This is a genomic window from Colwellia sp. 6M3 (assembly GCF_014077595.1).
GTDB lineage: Bacteria > Pseudomonadota > Gammaproteobacteria > Enterobacterales > Alteromonadaceae > Cognaticolwellia.
In genome coordinates this window covers 35,859-55,512 of record NZ_JACGWF010000020.1, presented here as the reverse complement: position 1 = coordinate 55,512, position 19,654 = coordinate 35,859, and the positions used below count along the sequence as shown (strand labels likewise).

Here is a 19,654-nt window from a genome sequence, read left to right as displayed (position 1 = left end):
GTGTATCCAAATCAATAAAAGCCTGAGCTAATGGCACTTTTAATAAGTTGTGTTGATATTTCTCTAATAAGGACTTTGCGCCTTGCGTACCGGTTAACTTTGTTAACTCTTTGAAATACATTTGTGGAAATATAACTGGCGGGCCAATTTTTTCTCTATCATCGACCCCAATCAAATTTTTACTTTGTGCAACAGCAATAGCATGAGAGCTATTTTTCCAACACGATATATGGTGGATCAAGTCATTCGATGTTAATTGCCATTGGTCAACTAACACGATCATAACTGCTTTTATATCTAATGCCAAAGCCTCAACACCGGCAGCAATTGATGATGCCATGCCAGTTGAGAATGCTTTATTAATTACCGTGTGTATTGGTAAATGATCAATGCGAGATTTAACCTCTTCGGCATTAAAACCTAACACACAATAAACCTTGTTAGACACTGTTAACGCTTGCTCTAACTGCCATTCTAACAAGCTTTTATCTTTAATCGTGATTAATTGCTTCATTTGCCCTAAGCGAGAAGACTGCCCTGCAGCTAACATTATAATAGCAATATTATTATTTTCACAATTGATCATCGTCAACGACTCTCTTTCATCAACTTAACTCTTTGATTGGTAACCAGTCTAAATTGTAATACCGAATAAAACCAGTGTAGTAATGATAAGCCATAACTCAGGTTAATAACAAAATAGTATGCAGCACAGAATTAAAATATAAATACCGAAAAAGGATGAAGTTCAAGATTCAAACTTCAATTGTTTTAAGGTACTCTAACTTATCTATATTTTGGCATTTTACCTTAATGAAACATTTAAAAAACATATTAATCGGTATGCTATTTATTCTTCTTTTAGTCCTTGCGACTTCAAGTACCTGGATATATAGCCAGATTGACAGTGCACTACCGCAATTAGACGGTAAACAAACATTGTATGGCTTATCAGCGAGCGCTGTCGTTGAGCGAGATATTCAGGGAGTTGCGACGATAAAAGCGGCTAACCGTTTAGATATAGCCTTAGCAACAGGTTTTATTCACGCCCAAGAACGTTTTTTCCAAATGGATTTATTACGGAGAAACTCAGCAGGAGAACTTTCCAGCTTATTTGGCGCAGCTGCTATCGATTATGATAGTGAAATTCGTCGCCACCGTTTCAGAGAGCGCGCTAGCGTTATAGTCAATCAACTATCCGACTCTGATTCAGCATTACTAAAAGCTTATACTCGCGGCGTAAACCAAGGATTGAAATTTCTTAAAGCGGCACCTTTTGAATATTTATTGCTACGCCAAGCGCCAGTAGAATGGCAAGAAGAAGATACTATTCTGAGTGTGTTCAGCATGTATATCGACTTACAATATCAAGATGGTAAACGCGAACGTACTTTAGGTTTACTGCACTCTGTATTAAGTCCTGAAGTATTTGCATTTCTTAACCCAAAAGGCAGCCAATGGGATGCAGCCATAGATGGCACTATGTTTTCGTCGTCACCATTGCCCAAAGCCCCTTGGCCCTCAGCGTCTAGCGAACATATAGCTCAAATAAACAAAAAACTGAATGGCGAAGCTTTTTCTGTCGCTATTTCATCACCGCTAAACAGCGAAAGCTCAACACAAAGCGAAGCGTTTCCAGGATCAAATAACTGGGCAGTTAGCGGTAAAATTAGTACCACTGGCAGTGCCATTGTTGCTAACGATATGCACTTAGGCATTCGAGTACCTAACACATGGTTTAGGGCTTCTTTTGAGTACCAAGATCTTAATGATACTAAAGTAAAAGTTACTGGTGCTACATTACCCGGCACTCCAAACATAATTATTGGTAGCAATGGCCATATTGCTTGGGGTTTTACCAATAGCTATGGTGATTGGAGCGATGTTATTGTGCTTGAAACTAATGCAGATAAAAGCCAATACTTAACGCCTGATGGCTACCAAAGCTTTATAAAACGTAAACAAATTATCGCGGTAAAAGACCAAGATGCCATTGATATTACAGTGTCTGATACTATTTGGGGCCCTGTAATCGGTGAAAATGAACAAGGAGATTTATTAGCCTATAAATGGATTGCTCATAACAATGGAGCAGTTAATATGGTGATAACAGAACTCGAAACCGCCCAAAATGTAAATCAAGCCGTAGCTATTGCCGCACGCTCTGGAATGCCAGCTCAAAACTTAATGGTAGGTGATAAGCAAGGTAATATTGCTTGGACCATTATGGGACCAATACCCCAGCGCAGCGCTTCTTTTGGTGAAATACCAACGTCATGGGCCAGTGGAGAAAACAAATGGCTTGAACCATTACCACCTGCAAAGTACCCCAAAATCATCAACCCTAATAATTCACGTTTATGGACGGCTAATTCCCGTGTGGTTGGTGCAAATATGTTAAAAAAAATCGGTAATGGAGGCTATGCTATTGGCGCGAGATCTTCGCAAATAAAGCAAAACCTTGAAGCCAAAACCTCGTTTGATGAACAGGCTTTACTCAATATAGCCTTAGATGATAGCGCAATATTTTTATTACGGTGGCAAGACTTTCTGTTAACACAAGTTCTCAATGACACCATGCTAGCCAAGCATCAGGCATGGCATGAGGTTAAAGATATTATTGATATTGAAAACTTATCTGCCAGCACAGACTCTGTTGCTTATCGTTTGGTCAGGAATTTTAGATTAAATCTTAGAGATAAACTTTTTGATATTTTCAATGAAAATATGACTAATGTTGACAAAAGCTATAGTTTTAATACGATTCGTCACCAAATAGAAACTCCTTTATGGCAATTAGTTAACCAGCAACCTGAGAATTTTCTCTGGCGTGGTTTTGACAGTTGGGAAGCGTTATTTGAAGCAAGTCTAGAAACCACCCTGGCTGAAATGACAAAATCAAACACACTCGCAAATGCGACTTGGGGTAAACAAAATATCAGTAAAATCCAACATCCGTTAAGCCTTGCTGTGCCCTTTATTGGTCAATGGCTTGATATGCCCGAAATTGAATTACCCGGTGATAGCTATATGCCAAGAGTACAAGGCCAATCTTTTGGTGCCTCACAACGCATGGCAGTTTCTCCTGGGCATGAAGAAACAGGTATTTTTCATATGCCTACCAGCCAGTCAGGTCACCCTTGGAGTCCATATTATGGTTTAGGTCATGAAAGTTGGATAAAAGGAGAAACTACGCCTTTTCTGCCAGGTGCTAGCAAATACACACTAACCTTACTCACTTATTAACAAATAACTCACTAACTTAGGAAGCATTATGACCACATTAATCATTTGTTTATTTATCGCAGCTGTACTACCTTACATAGCTAAGGTTCCTGTTGCTATTGCTATGAATAAACTGGGTGGCTACGACAATAATCACCCTCGAGCCCAACAAGCAAAACTGACCGGCTGTGGAGCAAGAGCTTTCGCCGCTCATCAAAATGCCTTCGAATCCCTGATTATATTTGCTCCTGCGGTATTGTTAGCCATAGCAACACAAAACACCGGTATTTTTATTGAACAACTAGCGATTACACATGTTGTTGCTCGTGTGTTGTATCACGTTGCGTATTTAATCAATGTTGGTGTAATTCGCAGTTTACTCTGGGCCATAGGTATTATTAGCTCTTTTACTATTATCTACTTATGTATTTAGGTTAAACGAAAGGTAGAAGTCCCCCTTAACACTCCAAGCTTGAGTTTAACGCGACTGAAATACTTACCGTTAAATTCAGGCTATAAGCTTTTTTTACCCAATTAGTTGAAAATTGGCATAAAGAAACGGTTGTACTCTTGCGTGATGGTGGCTAAAGTAAAGCTATGCAAATGACAAAACCATTTTTTCTCTTTAATACTTTCTTTTTCTCAGTTTACTGAGCGCGCTTTAGGTTTTGGCATTCAAGAAAAACCTCCTTTTGGAGGTTTTTTAATTTTAGTAATCGTGACAAACAACTATTAATAATAGCCGTTACTAAAACATCATAATTTCAGTCATTAAATTCATATCAACTTATTAGGAAAACACGGTGAACGAAGCATTAGATTTAACCAAAATACGTGAAAAGATTACCACCCTTGATCAGCAGCTACTTAGCCTATTTGCTGAGCGCCGTGCTCTAACGTTAAATGTTGCAAAAAGTAAAGCTCATCTCATTCGCCCTGTAAGAGATCAACAACGAGAGCAAGAGTTGCTGATCCGCTTAATTACACAAGGTAAGTTATTAGGTTTAGATGCCCATTACGTAACCAGTGTTTTTCAAACTATTATTGAAGATTCGGTATTAAATCAACAAGCTTATTTGCAAACTTTGGCTAACCCAAACATGCAAGAGCCTACCGTTAGTGTTGCCTTTTTAGGTGATAAAGGTTCTTACAGTTACCTAGCAAGTCATCGTTACTTTTCTCGCCGCGCAGAAAAAATTATTGAAAGCGGCTGTCAAAGCTTTGCTGAAATTATGCAGCAGGTAGAATCAGGCTCTGTAGACTATGGTATGTTGCCAATAGAAAACACCAGTTCTGGAAGCATTAATGAAGTTTATGATGTACTCCAACATACTAATTTATCGATTGTTGGTGAAATAACGCAGCCTATTGAGCACTGCTTACTTACTGCCGTAAATACAAAGTTGAATAAAATAAAAACTATTTATGCACATGGTCAACCATTCGCTCAATGCAGTAACTTTCTTGATAAACAAAGCGATATTCGTATTGAATATTGTGAGAGTACAGCTGATGCCATGGCTAAAGTTTACGAGTTACAAGATGATACTGTGGCAGTTATTGGCAGTGAAGAAGGCGGCAACTTATATCAATTACACGCCTTGGAAAAATCAATTGCTAATCAAGCCGAAAACCATAGCCGTTTTATTCTAGTCGCTCGCAAGCCTATTGATGTTGCAGAGCAAATACCGGCCAAAACTACCTTAGTTATTGCAACAGGACAAAAACCTGGTGCTTTAGTTGAATGCCTTTTAGTCTTAAAAAATAAAGGCATTAATATGTGTAAGCTTGAGTCGCGCCCTATTCAAGGACGTCCTTGGGAAGAAATGTTTTACATTGATGTAGAAGCAAATTTGAAAAATTTAGCGTTACAAGAAGCGATCAGCCAAATTACGGAGCAAACAAACTTCATTAAAATTTTAGGCTGTTACCCTATCGAACATATTAGCCCAACTAATGTGCCAAGCAGCGCAATAATATAACGCGTTATTGTAAAATAATTAAGGGCAGTTAATCTGCCCTTTTTATTGCCTAGAGTTTTACCGAAAAGCCGACAACAAATAATTTTAACTCACGGTCTGACTTCTGCTTTTTAACCTAAAGACAATAGCGCTAAAAGTTAAAACAATTAATATCGGCACAGCAGCATACATAATTGAAGCAAGCATAAACTGACCAATGAGCAAGGTTAATGTCATAAAAGATAAGGTTGGTAATAATAGCCAAAATGTATGTTCACTTGCACATAATTTAAAACCTTTATGCATAAAAACCAGCATGAGTATGCTAACAATACTTGCGCTTAAAGCGGTAACTGAGCCAGGATAATAGTCAAGAATAAAGTCGGTATGAGGGTGAAGAACACTGGGCACGGGAGCTAAATTTCCGATATGGACCAACCACACTAATGAACCCGCAATCAAACAACCAAAGTTGAATGACCAGAGCTTTTTATTAACGTTAAACATCACTATTTCCCAAAGTTATTATTATTATTTTTCTCTTTTATATCCTATGTATACTTTTTAATCAAGATGATGAAATTTTATGCTTAGCTATGTATGAAAATTAAAGAGTCATTCCCCCTGAAAACGACGTTTTCGCTCTAATATGAAAAAACCCAATTAACATCGCTGCTAATTGGGTTTCTTTCTCAGAGATTTAGCTACAAGCTTTTGTCTGCGATTTGTGCTTGCTGACGCTCAATTTCTTGAGTAATAACTTGCGGTGAGCCGGTATTTCTACAAAGCCAGTAATATGCTCCAGGGACAATAAACAAAGTAAAAATACTGGCTAGGGAAACACCTGCAAAGATCACAACACCAATTACCATTCTGCTTTCAGCACCTGGCCCTACGGCTAATACCAAAGGAATAGATGTTGTCACGGTAGTAAATGTCGTCATTACAATAGGTCTTAAACGTTGAGTTGCAGCGGTAATTAATGCCTCTTCAAAAGCAATACCTTTGTCACGTAATTGGTTAGCAAACTCAACGATTAAAATACCATTTTTAGCCGCTAAACCAATTAACATAACAATACCAATTTGACTGTATATATTAAGACTCATGCCCATCAGTTTTAGTCCTGCTAACGCGCCCACTAATGCTAAAGGCACGGTCAACATGATCACAAAAGGATGAATGAAACTTTCAAACTGAGCAGATAAAACTAAGTAGGTTATTACCAGTGCGAGTATAAAAATAAAGGCAATAGAGTTACCAGATTCTTGTAATAACTGCGACTGACCTTTGTAGGCTACTTGTGCTTCTTCAGGCAAATGTTCAGCAACCGCATTGTTTAGATAATTTAAAGCATCTCCCAGTGCATAGCCATCAGCTAAATTAGCGCTAATGGTCACACTTCGTAGTCGATTAAATCGATTCAACTGTGAAGAGGTTGCATTCTCTTCGATAGTGATCAAATTAGATAAAGGGACCAGTTGTTGACTCACCGTTGAGCGAACAAAAATATTATCGATATCTTTGGGGTTAGAGAAATCCGTTTTCTCGCCTTTAACAACAACATAATATTCTTCACCGCGTTCAACAAAGTTTGTTACTCTCCGCTGTCCTAACATAGTTTCAAGCGTGCGGCCGATATCACCAACCGAAACGCCTAGATCAAATGCTCGGCTATGGTCAATTTTAACTAATAGTTGCGGGTAGGTTTCTTTGTAATCGCTGTCAATTCCGCTTAAATCTGGGTTCTCTTGCGCTTTAGCAATGATAATATCGCGCCATTTTGCTAATTCTTCGTAAGTATTACCCTGCAGTACGAACTCAACTGGTGATGAAGAACCACCGCCTCCGCCTAAGCCTCGACGCATCATGGCAAACGCTCTAACGTCAGTGACTTTAGATAGTTCACCATTCATTTTATTAATAAATTGAAAAGTATCAGTCACTCGATCTTTCCATGCCGGCATACCAACAATAGCAATACCTCCAGCGCCACCAAAACCTGGCACACGCACAATAACACGGTCGAGTTCACCACTTTGTTGATGTACTAATAGTTTTTCTTCGATTTGCTGCATGTTTCTGACGTTATTTTCATAACTGGCACCCTCGGCTCCACGCATCATAACAAAGAAATTTCCTCTATCTTCTTTGGGGGTATATTCAGAAGGTAATTGATTAAATAAACTGTAAACAGCAAATAAAGACAAAACAATAACAATGAAAATCATAAAAGGTTGATGAATACTGGCCTTTAACGATCGCCCGTAAGCGGCTTCTAACTTAGTAAAGCCTTGATCTAATTTTTGACCAAATGACGAGCTGCGCTTTTTGTGCTTTAACATTTTTGAACACATCATCGGTGTTAACGATAGTGCAGTTAAGCTTGAAAAAATGACCGCTGCTGCAATGGCAATGGCAAATTCAGTAAATAAACGGCCGACGTTTCCGGATAAAAAGATCAAAGGAACAAATACAGCCACTAACACTAAAGTCGTCGCAATAACCGCAAAGGCGACTTCTCGGCCCCCTTCGTAAGCAGCAAGTAAAGGCGTTTGCCCACGTTCGATTCGACGGTAAATATTCTCTAATACCACAATGGCGTCATCAACCACTAAACCGATGGCTAGGACCATAGCGAGTAAGGTTAATAAATTGATAGAAAAACCAAGCCACGACAGCACCATCATAGAACCAATAAGCGCTACAGGTACAGTAACAGCAGGAATAAGCGTTGCTCTAACATTGCCTAAAAACAAGAAGATAACCAACACCACCATCAGCATTGCTATGCCGAGGGTACTATAAACTTCATCTATAGAGCCTTGAATAAAAACTGAAGAGTCATAACTGTTGGTAATGGTTGTCCCCATAGGTAAGCCACCACGAATAGACATCATTTCTTTTCTTGCGGCTTTAACAACCTCTAAAGTATTAGCTTTTGACTGCTTGATAATGCCTAAACCAACCATGTTCTTGCCATTACCGCGAAACATGTTTTCTTCATCTTCTGCCGATAAAGCTATTTTGGCTACATCACCAAGGTAAACTAACGATTTAGTGTCATTACGTGCCACCACCATAGTGGCAAAGTCTTCAACGGTTAGATAACTGCGTTCAACTCTGATTGAAAAATCTCGTTCAATTGATTCGACCTTACCAGCAGGTAATTCTACATTTTCTGCGCGTAAAGTTTGCTCGATATCATTAACGGTTACACCTCTTGCTGCCATGGCTTTTCGATTGAGCACCACGTTCATAGCATAAGTTCTTCCGCCACCAACTTGCACGCGCGCAACACCGTCTACCACGGAGAATCGGTCAACAATATAACGTTGTGCATAGTCAGTAAGTTGTAATGTACTCATAGCTTCACTTTGTAAAACAAACCAAACTATGGTGCTTTCATCATCATTCGCCTTAAAGACCTCAGGCGGTTCGGCCTGGTCAGGTAAGTTATTAAGCGCACGTGAGATTCGATCTCGTACATCGTTTGTAGCAGCGTCAATATCACGATCAAGTTCAAATTCAATGGAAATATTAGAACGGCCAACTCGACTGTTAGAGTTAATAGATTTAACACCTTCAATACCGCTAATTCTATCTTCAAGAATTTGCGTTATTTTGCTCTCAACTATCGCTGCTGATGCACCAGGATATGTGGTATTAATACTGACTACAGGTGGGTCAATATCTGGATATTCGCGAAGCGGTAAAGTTAAAAATGCGACAATACCAAAGGTGATTATGAGTAAATTAATTACAGTAGCAAAAACGGGGCGTTTAACAGAGAGATCAGATAAAATCACGACTTACTCTCCATAGCATTAACCGCTACACCATCTCGTAATTTAAGAGCACCTTCAATAACGACCACCGCACCCATATCAAGACCACTGATCACTTCAATAAAACCGTGATAACGACGGCCAATTTCTAGTTGTTTTTTAACGGCTTTATCTGATTCAATAACAAATACAAAGTGGTCATTTTCAATTGGAATAACCGCACTTTCTGGAATTTGCAATACTTGCTCTACTTTACGAACTACTTGTAAATTTAATAACATGCCTGCACGCAATTTACGATCAGAGTTGGGAATTTTCGCCCGTACTTTTAAGGTTCTTGTCATGCTATCAACACGAGAATCTATTGAGGTAATCTCGCCAATAAATACATCTTCATTATAAGCCGTATTAGTAGCTTCAATGCGCTGACCTATAGAAACTGTTGTTAAGTAACGTTCTGGAATAGAGAAGTCTACTTTGATAATACTCAGGTCATCTAAACTGGTAATAACATCACCAACATTAATTAAAGCACCTAAGCTGATTTCGCGAAATCCTAACACCCCAGAAAATGGCGCTTTAATCGTTAATTCTGCCAGCTTTATTTGAGCGCTTAATAGCTGTGCTGAAATGGCTTTAGTTTGTGCTTCTTGTTGATCTACTAGCGATTGAGATGTTGCTTTTTGTTTATATAAATCTTGAAAACGATTAAGTTGCGATACTGACTCTGCAAGATTAGCCTGCAACTCTTTAACTTTTGCAGCTTCTTCTCGACTATTTAATCGAATTAAAACTTCACCTTTTTTAACGGCTTCACCATCTTGAAATAGTACTTCTTCAACTACGTCTGAGTATTTACTGGTGATGTAAACTTGCTCATTCGCTCGCGAAGTGCCAACGGCTTCTACAGCGTCTTTAAATTCTGCTAAAGCAATTTTGGTTGTTTTTACCGACACTACACGTTCGTGTTTAACTTTATTGGTTACCTGCTCCGGCCATTGCAAATAAATAACTAAAGCGATTAAAACTCCAACAAGTAAAAACAAGGGTATACGACGACTAAAAGCGGCAGACATAATCAAAATCTCTAAATTTACGGAAATTACAGTAGTATTACTATAACCTAGATACCTGTATTGCTCGATACAACTTAGCCTAGGATTTAAGGCTTTGGTCGCAAATCATAAAAAATTAATTAACTTTGTTATTATTAAGATATAATTTAATTATACCTACATATGATGAAGTATAGGCAGTACTTGCCATTGCTTCGTATTTTACATTTAAGGATTGAATTCGTGAAAATTATTGCCTCAATTATTGTTGTTTTATTATTACTTGGTGGTGGAGCACTTTGGTTTTTAGCTAATGGCTCACTCAATGAGTATATTAAAAATCAAATTGAAACGGTTGGTACACAAGTTACAGAACAGACAGTAAAAGTTAGAGCTGTAGATATTAAACTCGCAAGTGGCGCAGGTAGTATTCTAGGTGTGAATTTAGCTAACCCTAAAAGCTATAGCCAACCAAATGCATTCGCTTTAGATGAAGTTACTCTTGATATTAATTTAGAAAGTCTGACCTCAACACCTATTATTATCGATGCAATCGTTATCAAGTCACCTCAAGCTTTTGTTCAGTTTACTCAAACTGGTGGTTCTAACATTCAAGATCTTTTAGATGCAATTGAACGCAACACACCTAAAGCAGGTGCTGACGCTGAAGATACAGCGGGTGGCGCAGAACCAAAAATTAAAGTCAGTAAGATTATACTTGCAGGTACTGCACTCACAATTGATTTAAGTGCTTTTGGTAATAAAGAACATAGTGCAACTTTGCCTGATATTACGCTAAGCAATGTTGGTGGTGACGCCGGTTTACCTGCAAGCCAACTAGGTAGTGAAATAGTTAAACAAGCATTATCTAAAATTTGGCAACAAGCGAAAGAGACACAAAAGAAAAAGCTAACTGATGACGCCAAAGAAAAGCTTAAAGAAAAAGCTAAAAAGAAATTGACCGACTTATTTGGTTAATTTCAATGCTTTAGTGGTAAAACCCTAGCTAAATCAACCGTTGATTACAGCTAGGTTTATAAAAATAAAAACCATAGGATATGTCGTAATGAAAGTGAACAGCCAATTAATACCAATAGCAATGCTTTGCTCTTTATTTATTTCAAATGCGGTGCAAGCAAATCAACTTGAGGTCAGCGTTATGGCTGGGCAAATGTATGGTTCTGACTTGGTTGCAAGCGATAGCAGCGATATTAATACTGACTCAGGAAGCAATATTGCTATTGGTATTGCTTGGCAAGAAAATGTGAATGGTCAAGGCCAAGTTCTATTAAACCGTGTTAGCCATGATTTTATTGGCGAAAACGCAGAGCAGAGCTCACTTGATATCACTTACGCACACTTTAATGGCGTCGCTTTATTTCGCCAGCAAAATTACGTTACAACGTTAAGCTTAGGCTTTGGTGGTGCACATTTCGATGCTGAACAAGGTAATAATGAAGTTTACCCTTCAGCCAGTGTTGCTTTTGGCACTCGTTACGAATTTTCTAAGCAAATGGCGTTAGTAACAGAATTACGAGCTTATGCGACTCTCATTGATGAAGATGATGCCATGTTTTGTCAACAAGATATCTGTAGTGCAAATTTTGATAACTCTTTATGGATAGACAGCTCTATTGCTGTTGGTATTGCTATTAAGTTTTAAATGCCATAACAATAAATCTACTAAGCAGTATGCTGATTAAACTTTTCTTAGAACAAGTTACATTTGAGTTAAATGTAACTTGTTCTAACTTAACTCAGCCTAACGCAGCTTAGCTTAATTTGAGCCAAAACCTAATTTTCAAACTGTTACTTTAAACAATATTTAACATTGCTCGAAGTAACAGTTTATTTATATAAAGCCATTCAATTAAACTGTTCGACTTTATTGCCAGTCGATACTTCAAATCATTTATAGTACATACCTTTTATATTACAACACCTGCCTAAAACACTTTATTTAGCGACTAACGTTACTGCTATTTAATTAGCATAAAAAAATCGCATAAAATGTTAATTCTATGCGATTTTACTGTAGTTAAGTGTAGCTATAGCATGGCTGAAATATCGGCAGTTATCGATACTTTAGGCCGTTCAATAATTCGACCAATCTCTTTATTATTTCGGTAAATGATAAAAGTAGGTGTGTACTTAATACCACGGTTTTTAGCCGTACCGTTTGGTTCTGACTTATTATAATCAAGACCAATTAAGCGAGATGATATGCTCATATTTTCATTTAAAATCTTTAAAAATCTAGGGACTTCTCGCTGACTATCGTGACACCAGGTGCCAAAGTAAACGGCAACGTGCAAATCTGTTGGCCAACGTTTTATTGCCATAATTTCTTCATCCGATAAGTTATACATTCGATAACTCTGTTGAAAATATGGATAGTCACTCAATAATTGCTGTTGGCTTATTTCACCTATTGCCAAGTTAACCTTTTCCGACTGACTACTAGCACATGCAGAAACTACTACCATAATAATACTGAATAACATCGCTGAAAGTTTGTTCATATGTTCCCTATTCACTCACGCTAGCTGTAATTATTATCACAGCTACATCCCTATAATTTGTTTAGTGTTTTTTAAGCTGATCTGCTTTTGTTAACATCACTTTGCTTTCCTGCATAAAAACATCAGCATAATCGCCAAACCAATCAGCAACTTGTGAGAACATTTTAGTGAAAGCATCTTTATCATTTAGTTGCACATCTTCCAGCAACTCTAGAAATCGATAAGCGAAGCGTTTCATCATAGCAATATTATCCTGATTAGCAAAAATAATATCGGTGTAAAGTATTGGATTTTGGGCAAATAAACGTCCAACCATGATCAACTCTAAGCGATAAATAGGAGAGCTCATTTCTACCAATTGAGCGATATCTGCGCCTTCAGCCATTAAGTGATAACCATAAGCAATCGTCGAAAAATGTCGCATAACTTGCACCATAGACATCGCTTGATCATGCGTATGTGCTTCGACTGGGTGAATTTTAGCTCCCCAGACTCTAAATTGCTCGAGAAGCCAATGATATTGATCTTCAAAACGTCCTTCACAAGCGATAATAGTTTGTTTTACTAAACCGGTTACATCGGGTCCAAACATTGGATGTAAGCCAACTACAGGACCGGTATGCACTTTCATCATTTCATACAATGGCGCTTCTTTAACACTGGTAACGTCGGCCAAAATACATGATTTAGGTAAAGCGCCTAACTTTTGAATTACCGAAGCGGTTAATCGAATAGGCACTGCTACAATGACTAAACCTGCATCTGCTAGTATTTGAGCACTGTTTGGCCAGTCATCTTGTTCTAAAGTTTCAACTTGATAATGAGAGCGTTTAAATAAATCGACAAATATTCGTCCTAATTGCCCTTCACCCCCAATAATAACCACTTTTTTGCAATCAGGATTTACACAACGATAGCCACTGGCATCTTGGCTAATATAAGAATCTTGCATTAAGCGACGAAGAATATCTTCTATTAACTCGGGTGATAATCCAGCTTCTATAGCTTGCTCACGACGAATCTTTAATAAATTGGCTTCACGCTCAGGTGCAAAAATTGGCATACCTACCGCGCTTTTAAGTAATCCAACTTTCGTGGTAACAGCACGGCGTTTAGCTAGCAACGCAACGAGTTGACTATCTATTTCATCAATTTCGTCACGCAACCCACCTAGTTGCTGTTCAAATGTAAGTTCATTGCTCATTACCAAGACTATTCCTATACAATAATAATTAAACGATACGATTCTTTAAAGCAGTTTCAAGCTTAGCACTCGCTGAGGCGATAAGCTGCTCAGTGGTTTCAAAATCAATGCAAGCATCAGTTACCGAAACACCATATTTAAGCTCATTAAATGGTAAATCTGAACTTTGATTACCTTCGTTAATATTACTCTCTAACATAATACCAATAATTGTTTTGTTGCCAGCACAAATTTGATCAAAAACATTATCCGCTACAATAGGTTGTCGGCGGTAATCTTTATTCGAATTTCCATGAGAACAATCGACGACTATACCAGGCTCTAAATCCTGCTTTGCAAGCTCAGCTTCACACAAGGCTACATTTTCAGCATCGTAATTTGGTTTTTTTCCGCCACGTAAAATTACATGACCATCTGGGTTACCCGATGTTTTAATTAAAGCAACTTGTCCCAAACGATTTATGCCCATAAAACGATGTGAAGATGCTGCAGACTGTAAAGCATTAATTGCAACACCTAAGCCGCCAGACGTACCATTTTTAAAGCCAATTGGCATTGATAGACCACTAGCCATCTCACGATGAGTTTGTGATTCTGTGGTTCTAGCGCCAATTGCCGACCAGCTGAACAATTCAGCCAAGTATTGTGGGCTAATAGGATCTAGTGCTTCAGTTGCTAAAGGCAAGCCTAGCTCAGTAAGATAAATGAGTAACTCTCGGGCTTTTCGTAAACCGCTTTCTACGTCAAATGAGCCATCCATATGCGGATCATTAATCAGCCCTTTCCAACCAACAGTTGTACGTGGTTTTTCAAAGTACACGCGCATTACTATGTATAAACTGTCTTGATATTTATCGTGCAAGGCTTTTAATTTTCTTGCATAAGCTTTTGCACCATCTAAGTCATGAACAGAGCATGGACCAGAAATAACTAATAATCGATGATCTTTTTTGTGAATGATATTAGCAATAATATTTCGAGCGTTTTTAACGAAAACCCGTCCAGCTTCAGGTAAAGGTAATTCTTCTCGTAAAGCATTAGGAGTAATCAAGACGTCTTCGGCATTCACATGAATATCGTTCAATCTGCTTTTAGGTATTTCGGTTACGTTTGACATGGTTCTTTCCTGAATATGTAGCAATAAATGTAAGTTGTTAAGTTGAATCGTTAAGTAAAATTTTCGGTTAGCAGCTATTGCCTGCTAATAACTAGGCCGCATAAAAGCGACTAGATAAAGTATGGGAGGTAATAATATAGATCTTGCAGAATGTGCACTTTCCAAACCCTTTCAGCTGTAAATTTAAGTTTACTTAATTCGTACCGTTTATATTACACTATAATTTATCTGGGTACAGCCCTATTGTTAAATATAGAACAAAAAAAAGCGCCTCTCGGCGCTTTTATCTCAAATAAGATTAGTGGCTAGCTATGTACAATGCGATTATTGACCAAGTGCTCCACTACTGCAGGATCTGCCAAGGTTGAAGTATCCCCTAAAGTATCAAGATCGTTTTCGGCAATTTTACGCAAAATTCGTCGCATAATTTTTCCTGAACGTGTTTTAGGTAATCCCGGTGCATATTGAATGTAATCCGGTTTAGCAAAGCGACCTAATTCTTTAGCTACAAATTCTGTCAATTCTTTTAATAACTCTTCAGACTCTGTCGCGTTATTCATTAAGGTGACATAAGCGTAAACGCCTTGTCCCTTAATTTCGTGCGGATAACCTACTACCGCAGCTTCAGCAACAGCAGGGTGCAGCACTAATGCACTTTCAATTTCAGCCGTACCTAATCGATGACCAGAAACGTTTAAAACATCATCAACACGCCCGGTGATCCAATAAAAGCCGTCTTCATCTCTTCTTGCACCATCACCAGTAAAGTAATTTCCAGGATATTGGCTTAAGTATGTTTGATAGAAACGCTCATGATCGCCATAAACACTACGTAATTGCCCCGGCCAACTTCCGGTTACCATTAATAAACCTTGGTTAGCACCTTCCAAGGTATTGCCGTCTTTATCAAATAATGCAGGTTTAACACCAAAAAATGGTTTGCCTGCAGCACCTGGTTTCATATCAACCGCACCTGGCAGTGATGTAATTAAAATGCCGCCAGTTTCTGTTTGCCACCACGTATCAACAATAGGACAATTATTTTTACCGACGACTTCATAATACCAATGCCATGCTTCAGGGTTAATTGGTTCGCCAACAGTGCCCAGTAAACGTAACGATGACAAATCTGCTTTTTCAACAAAGCTATCACCAACACTCATCAGTGCACGAATAGCTGTTGGGGCGGTATAAAATACATTAACTTGATGTTTATCACATACTTGCCAAAATCGGCCAGCATCAGGGTAAGTAGGAACACCTTCAAATACTAAGGTTGTCGCGCCATTGGCTAATGGTCCGTAAAAAATATAAGAATGTCCGGTTATCCAACCTGCATCTGCCGTACACCAATATATTTCGCCTTCTTTGTAGTCGAAAACATATTTATGGGTCATTGCGGCATAAAGTAAATAACCACCACAAGTATGTAAAACACCTTTAGGTGTCCCTGTTGAACCTGAGGTATATAAGATGAACAGCGGATCTTCAGCATCCATAACTTCGGGTTCACATGCTGCTGGTAGCTTGGCGACTTCTTCTTGATAATTGACATCAATTTTGTTGTTCCAAGCCACGTCTCCGCCAGTGCGTTGTACTACAATCACGGAATGAACATTTGGACAGTCGGCAACGGCCGCATCAACATTTACTTTCAACGGAATAACACGACCACCACGAAGGCTTTCATCCGAAGTAACAACAACCTTACAATCAGCATCGATAATACGAGAACGAATAGCTTCAGTTGAAAAACCACCAAATACCACAGAATGAACGGCACCTATGCGCGCGCAGGCTAACATGGCGTAACCAATTTCGGGGATCATCGGCATATATATACACACACGATCACCTTTTTTCACGCCGCGTGCTTTTAGTAAATTAGCAAAGCGACACACATGATCATGCAGTTCTTGATAGGTTATTTTTTTATCTTCACTCGGGTCGTCGCCTTCCCAAATAATAGCAGTTTCGTCAGCTTTACTGACTAAGTGTCGGTCAATACAGTTATAGCTAACATTTAATTTACCACCAGAAAACCATTTAATATCCGCAGTTTTCAAGTCTACATCTGACACACTGTCCCAAGGTTTATACCAATCAAGAAACTCTTCAGCTTGTTCTGCCCAAAAAACATCAGGCTGTTCAATTGACTGCTTATACATTACATCGTATTTTTCTGCATCAATGTAAGTATGGGCTTTTGCCTGTGCTAATACTGGATAATGGCTTTTAAGTTTTTGCATGATTAATCCTTTTGAACTTAATATCTGATGACTTGCTGACAGATAAAACTAGAGTTGCTATCAACTGACTGTCAGGTCTCTTACAGTCATAATAACGTAAGTTTATGCCTCAGAATACCCTACTAAAGTCTGATATTGTTGAGTTTTCTATCAGATATTTTTAACAGACTAAAGAATATAGAAATTGCGATGGTAGGAATAGAAGAACTGAAAAATAGAGGTTAAATTATAGTTAAGGCCTCAGTATTCATATTAAGACCTTAACTCTTTTATAGATTTATCGTTTAGAACGTCGAAAAACTAATATAGATAGCATCATGGTAAACATTCCAAACGTAGCCGGTTCAGAAACAGGTATGGCAGGAAAATCAACATTGGCAGCACGTATGCCTAGCACGTCGAAATTATTCTCAGCTTGCGCTAAACGATATGTAAAAAAAGATTCATATCTATTACCAATGGGTTTACCTCTGAAATCACCTAAGGAAGCTACACCAATACTTTCATTTTTGTAAGCCATATATTGACTAGTTTCACCTTTAATACCAGTATCAACATAGCCTCTAACACCATAAAATTTAACAACATCGTTTTGTGTACCGATACTCAAAGTTTCGCCTAAAATTGTTAGGTCTTCAACAAGATCATTAAACGCTGAAGTTTGAGGGCTATAATAGTAATAAGCTAGGTATGCCGGATCTGATTCTGATTTAGGCGTAATATGCTCAGGGATCGCTGTACCGTATTCATCATTAACTTCATCCGTGAATGTAAACTGCGCAAATAAATCAGCGACATGTTGAGTGTCAGCAAACTCCCACCCTTCTGTAGTGCGAGCTAAAATCTCTTGGTATTTCTCAAAACTTAATGTTCTCGTATACGTTAAATCAAGCCATTCGTAGCCACTAACATCATCATAAGTAATTCCACCATCACCTTTCTCAATGTAATCACGTTGTATAACCGATGCGGAAGATGACCAAGAAGATATCAATAGAGTTGTAATAAGGATGTGTTTAAATAATTGCAAACTGCGCATTAATGGATTTCCTAAGTTATTATTTTAAGTTATTTTTAGAAAAAATTAATCCATTAACATTTCGGTTACAAACTTACACACATTTAGTTACACTTGCAATTATTATTCAATTTTTTATAAGTAAAAGCCATAAGTTACATTGATTTAACATCTGGTATAACCAGAGATACAAGTGTTATTTATTGAAAGGTAAAATCACTGTTATCAAAAAAAAGTCACAAAAAAACCTGTTTGGTTTCCCAAACAGGTTTTTCTCATCATCTTTCTTTACTAAAAAATTAGCAGATATTGCTCTAATAAAAGAGGAATTATCTTTTGCCCAATTTCTCTTTGATACGTGCAGATTTACCTGAACGCTCACGAAGATAGTAAAGCTTAGCTTGACGTACATCACCGCGACGTTTGATTTCAATTGAATCAACGATTGGGCTATGTGTCTGGAATACACGCTCTACACCAACACCGTTCGAGATTTTACGAACAGTGAATGCAGAATTGATGCCGCGGTTTTTAATAGCAATTACAACACCTTCAAATGCTTGAAGACGTGATTTATCACCTTCTGTAACTTTTACTTGTACAACAACAGTATCGCCCGGGCAATATGCTGGTACATCTTTTTTCATTTGCTCAGCTTCAAGCTGCTTAATAATATTACTCATAATACCTTCTTCCTAGGTTTCACAGTCATCAGTAGCATTATTGTTATCAGCTTTTATAGCTGTTAACATTTTTTGCTGCTCTGCTGTCAGAGCTAGGTTAGTTAAAAGTTCTGGTCTTCTAGTCCACGTTCTTTCTAAAGACTGATATTGGCGCCATTGCCTAATATGTTCGTGATTACCACTTAATAACACTTTGGGAACAGACTTTGCCTCGTTATCCGAAACATCCATAACCTCTGGCCTAGTGTAATGTGGACAATCCAATAAACCGTCAGAAAATGAATCCTGCTCAGCTGATTGTTGATGTCCTAATACTCCGGGCACAAAGCGTGCTACGGCATCAATTACGTTCATAGCAGGTAATTCCCCACCACTTAATACGTAATCTCCAACCGACCATTCTTCGTCAATTTCTGACTCAATTAGTCGCTCGTCTATGCCTTCATAACGTCCTGCTATAAATATCAGTCGGTCATGCTGTGCTAATTCGCGTACACCAGCTTGGTCCAATTTCCGTCCTTGCGGCGACAAATAAATAACCTTCGCTTTACCCTTTGCTTTAATAAGTTCAGGGCTGCTATCTTCGTCTGCAGCTTTTCTTGCAGCTTGAATAGCATCACGTAATGGTTGCACCATCATAAGCATCCCTGGTCCGCCGCCGTAAGGTCGGTCGTCCACAGTACGATGTTTATCATGTGCAAACTCTCTTGGGTTCCACGTGTGAAACTCAATTAAGCCATTACGAATCGCTCGGCCTGTCACCCCATACTCAGTAATTGCGTCAAACATCTCAGGAAAAAGGCTTATCACCCCAATCCAGATTTTCTTATTG

The 19,654-nt window shown here is 38.4% G+C and carries 16 protein-coding genes; 5 read left to right on the top strand and 11 right to left on the bottom strand.

Translation table 11 applies throughout. The annotated features are described in order from the left end of the window. Positions 1–586 (bottom strand): NTP transferase domain-containing protein (locus H4J50_RS06565; protein ID WP_182255221.1); only part of this gene is annotated, 586 nt, incomplete at its 3' end. A gap of 227 nt (positions 587–813) precedes the next feature. Between H4J50_RS06565 and H4J50_RS06560 the strand changes: the two genes are divergently transcribed. The 3 genes from H4J50_RS06560 to pheA all read left to right on the top strand — a co-directional run bounded on the left by H4J50_RS06560 (position 814) and on the right by pheA (position 5,207). Continuing rightward, complete coding sequence (locus H4J50_RS06560; protein ID WP_182255220.1) at positions 814–3,246, top strand: penicillin acylase family protein; 2,433 nt, start codon at positions 814–816, stop codon at positions 3,244–3,246. Between the two features lie 28 nt (positions 3,247–3,274). Then, positions 3,275–3,658, top strand: a complete 384-nt coding sequence (locus H4J50_RS06555; RefSeq protein WP_182255219.1) for an MAPEG family protein — start codon at positions 3,275–3,277, stop codon at positions 3,656–3,658. Between the two features lie 370 nt (positions 3,659–4,028). Then, positions 4,029–5,207, top strand: a complete 1,179-nt coding sequence (pheA, locus tag H4J50_RS06550) for a prephenate dehydratase (protein ID WP_108457159.1) — start codon at positions 4,029–4,031, stop codon at positions 5,205–5,207. Positions 5,208–5,291: 84 nt separating this feature from the next. Here pheA and H4J50_RS06545 read toward each other — a convergent pair whose 3' ends face one another. From H4J50_RS06545 to H4J50_RS06535, 3 genes are all read right to left on the bottom strand, one after another. After that, positions 5,292–5,693, bottom strand: coding sequence for a hypothetical protein (locus H4J50_RS06545; RefSeq protein ID WP_182255218.1), 402 nt, complete (start codon positions 5,691–5,693; stop codon positions 5,292–5,294). Positions 5,694–5,890: 197 nt separating this feature from the next. Further along, entirely contained in the window at positions 5,891–8,995 is a 3,105-nt protein-coding gene (locus H4J50_RS06540; protein ID WP_108457161.1) for an efflux RND transporter permease subunit, read from the bottom strand. Further along, positions 8,992–10,050: an efflux RND transporter periplasmic adaptor subunit gene (locus tag H4J50_RS06535; protein WP_182255216.1), complete on the bottom strand. Its 1,059-nt coding sequence runs from the start codon at positions 10,048–10,050 to the stop codon at positions 8,992–8,994. Before H4J50_RS06535 ends, H4J50_RS06540 begins: the two co-directional genes overlap by 4 nt. 222 nt (positions 10,051–10,272) lie before the next feature. Here H4J50_RS06535 and H4J50_RS06530 point away from each other — a divergent pair, with 222 nt between their 5' ends. Both H4J50_RS06530 and H4J50_RS06525 read left to right on the top strand, forming a co-directional pair. After that, the gene (locus tag H4J50_RS06530; protein WP_182255214.1) at positions 10,273–11,007 is read left to right on the top strand and encodes a hypothetical protein; all 735 of its coding nucleotides are present in this window, start codon (positions 10,273–10,275) and stop codon (positions 11,005–11,007) included. An 88-nt stretch (positions 11,008–11,095) separates the two neighbouring features. Beyond that, entirely contained in the window at positions 11,096–11,692 is a 597-nt protein-coding gene (locus H4J50_RS06525) for an outer membrane beta-barrel protein (protein WP_182255212.1), read from the top strand. 385 nt (positions 11,693–12,077) lie between these two features. On the opposite strand, the gene H4J50_RS06520 is transcribed toward H4J50_RS06525, so the two are convergent. From H4J50_RS06520 to trmD, 7 genes are all read right to left on the bottom strand, one after another. Then, complete coding sequence (locus tag H4J50_RS06520) at positions 12,078–12,551, bottom strand: thioredoxin family protein (protein WP_182255210.1); 474 nt, start codon at positions 12,549–12,551, stop codon at positions 12,078–12,080. A 61-nt stretch (positions 12,552–12,612) separates the two neighbouring features. Then, on the bottom strand, positions 12,613–13,755 hold the full coding sequence (gene tyrA / locus H4J50_RS06515; RefSeq protein ID WP_108457166.1) for a bifunctional chorismate mutase/prephenate dehydrogenase: 1,143 nt from the start codon (positions 13,753–13,755) through the stop codon (positions 12,613–12,615). Between the two features lie 28 nt (positions 13,756–13,783). Next, positions 13,784–14,854, bottom strand: coding sequence for a 3-deoxy-7-phosphoheptulonate synthase (locus tag H4J50_RS06510; RefSeq protein WP_108457880.1), 1,071 nt, complete (start codon positions 14,852–14,854; stop codon positions 13,784–13,786). 323 nt (positions 14,855–15,177) lie between these two features. After that, positions 15,178–17,121, bottom strand: coding sequence for an acetate--CoA ligase (acs, locus tag H4J50_RS06505; RefSeq protein WP_182255208.1), 1,944 nt, complete (start codon positions 17,119–17,121; stop codon positions 15,178–15,180). 277 nt (positions 17,122–17,398) lie between these two features. Beyond that, positions 17,399–18,160: a hypothetical protein gene (locus H4J50_RS06500; protein WP_182255206.1), complete on the bottom strand. Its 762-nt coding sequence runs from the start codon at positions 18,158–18,160 to the stop codon at positions 17,399–17,401. Between the two features lie 308 nt (positions 18,161–18,468). After that, positions 18,469–18,822: a 50S ribosomal protein L19 gene (gene rplS / locus H4J50_RS06495; RefSeq protein ID WP_081148524.1), complete on the bottom strand. Its 354-nt coding sequence runs from the start codon at positions 18,820–18,822 to the stop codon at positions 18,469–18,471. A gap of 12 nt (positions 18,823–18,834) precedes the next feature. Further along, the gene (trmD, locus tag H4J50_RS06490) at positions 18,835–19,644 is read right to left on the bottom strand and encodes a tRNA (guanosine(37)-N1)-methyltransferase TrmD (RefSeq protein ID WP_182255224.1); all 810 of its coding nucleotides are present in this window, start codon (positions 19,642–19,644) and stop codon (positions 18,835–18,837) included. Positions 19,645–19,654: the final 10 nt, after the last annotated feature.